Genomic DNA, 2285 nt, shown 5'->3' on the forward strand with positions numbered 1-2285 from the left:
ATATTTAATATATAGAGGTGATATTTTTAATATATTTCTTTAATCACACTTGTACTGATAACTTGTTCACAAATAGCTTACTTACTCGCGCAGGCACAACGTAAATGTTTGATAAAGGCAGTCCTCAATACAAACGCATCACCCAATCATTGGCGATTGGTTCATTTATCATTTTCTGTAACCTTTACCTCTTTCAGCCTATCTTGCCGCACATGGCGGAGCACTTCCAAGTATCTGAAACTCAGATCAACTGGCTGTTTGCCGCGACAACACTTGGGCTTTCCATCAGCTTGGTGCCTTGGGCAATCGCTTCTGAAACCTTTGGTCGAAAACCTATTATCCTATTCAGTCTGTTCGCTATTCCTTTGATTGGATTGAGCATGGTGTTCACAACCACTCTACTGCAACTTGTTATTGCCAGAGCATTAATGGGAATCGCAGTCGCTGCTTTTGCAGGCGTGGCGGTTGCCTATATGGTTGAAGAGTTATCACCCAAAGCATTTGCAGTCGCGATCGGTGGTTATATTGCAGCCAACTCATTGGGTGGAATTTTCGGACGTGTATTGGGTGGCTTGATTACGGATTATTTTGACTGGCACGCAACGGTTTTGTTTTTCGTGGTCGGCTCCTTAATCGGCGCTCTCTATATTGCGTATAGTCTGCCTGACCAACAAAACTTCAAACCTCAAAAAGGGTTGTTCTTTCATCATAACCGCTCGGTTGTGATGCACTTAAGAAACCGTACCTTGTGGCTCGCGATGTTGATTGGTGGCGCTAACTTCGCTCTGTTCGTTAACCTGTATTCAGTAATGGGCTTTAGGTTGGTATCCGAACCTCACTCAGTGCCTGTGGGCTTAGCTTCACTGATATTCCTATGTTACTTGGCCGGTACGGTAAGCTCTAAGCTCTCCAACAAATGGACACTTCGCTTTGACCCGTTAAACGGTATATTGATGGGCGTGTGTATTAGCTTAATCGGAATGTTGGTTTCTGCCGTCGACAAAGTCCCATTCATGTTAGCTGGGTTGTTATTGATCAGTGGCGGAGCTTTTTTCGCCCATACCCTTGCCTATTCTTGGGTGAGTCAAAAAGCGCCAAGTGCGAAGGCCACAGCAACCGCACTTTACTTAGTTCACTATTACATAGGCGGGAGCTTGGGTGGTTTCTTACTCTTATATTGCTGGCAGTTGTTCGGTTGGAATGGTGTTATCGCCGGTGGTTCTATCTTCTATGTTGCGATATTTGCTTGGGTCTACCAGTTAAAACAACTTCAAGTGTCAGCCTCTAAACTCGCACAAGCATAAGTACGACTGAGGTTGTAACTCAATTATTGCTTTTGATTAACGTCCGTTCTGATATCCTACGCAAAATTTCTTTTCGGAACCTGTTATGTCGAACACTCAAAGCTCAGATCTTCAAACCATCCATGACCAAGTAAAACAGTGGTTAGACGATGTCGTTATTGGCCTAAACCTGTGTCCATTTGCAGCTAAGCCACAACGTAATAAACAGATTAAGATCTTTGTGAGTGAAGCGAAAACGGAAGAAGCGTTACTAGAAGACATCATGACGCACTTTGTAGAATTAGATAACACGCCAGTCGCAGAATTAGAGACGACTTTGGTGGTTGTGCCTAACATGCTGCAAGATTTCTTCGACTACAACATGTTCATTGATTGGATTGAAGCCTTGATCAAGCAAGAAGATTGGGAAGGCGTTTATCAAGTGGCAACCTTCCATCCAGACTATTGCTTTGGTGGTGCGGATCCAGAAGACGATGAAAATCTTACTAACCGCTCTCCGTATCCGGTTTACCATTTGATTCGTGAAGCGAGTATGGAAAAAGTGTTGAAGCACTACCCCAACCCTGAAACGATTCCTGATACCAACATCGCGAGAGTTGAATCTTTAACACCCGAAGAGCGTCGTAAGTTGTTCCCTTATCTATTCAGTTAAGAACTAACCTTTGAGCTTTAAGAGCTGACAGCTTCAACTTACGAGTCTGAGTGTTCTTGATGATATGGGCGAGATATAAACTGATCTCGTCCATTTTGTTTAGCAATGTACAGGCATTCATCGGCAACTTTGATGAGCTTATCTAACGCCGACATCCTTTCCCCTTTGGTATCCCCTGTACTCAACTCAAAATGACACGCACCGATTGATATAGTGACTGGCTTTCTATCAAGCGTGATTTTCTTCATCTCTTGTAAAAGAGTCATGAACTTATCTTCAACACAACTTGGTGTTTTATTTGGGTACCAAAGAATGAACTCCTCACCACC

The 2285-nt window shown here is 43.4% G+C and carries 3 protein-coding genes; 2 read left to right on the forward strand and 1 reads right to left on the reverse strand.

Features of this window, described 5'->3' with window-relative positions:
- The first annotated feature begins 104 nt into the window (after positions 1 to 104).
- Entirely contained in the window at positions 105 to 1304 is a 1200-nt protein-coding gene (locus tag AB4496_RS10805) for an MFS transporter (RefSeq protein WP_102258529.1), read from the forward strand.
- An 85-nt stretch (positions 1305 to 1389) separates the two neighbouring features.
- Complete coding sequence (locus AB4496_RS10810) at positions 1390 to 1956, forward strand: DUF1415 domain-containing protein (protein ID WP_012604112.1); 567 nt, start codon at positions 1390 to 1392, stop codon at positions 1954 to 1956.
- Between the two features lie 38 nt (positions 1957 to 1994).
- Here the strand turns inward: AB4496_RS10810 and AB4496_RS10815 are convergent.
- Positions 1995 to 2285, reverse strand: a 291-nt coding sequence (locus AB4496_RS10815) for a diguanylate cyclase domain-containing protein (RefSeq protein WP_372130935.1), incomplete at its 5' end; no start/stop codon positions are given.

It is taken from the genome of Vibrio sp. 10N.222.46.A1 (genome assembly GCF_041473595.1).
GTDB lineage: Bacteria > Pseudomonadota > Gammaproteobacteria > Enterobacterales > Vibrionaceae > Vibrio > Vibrio tasmaniensis_A.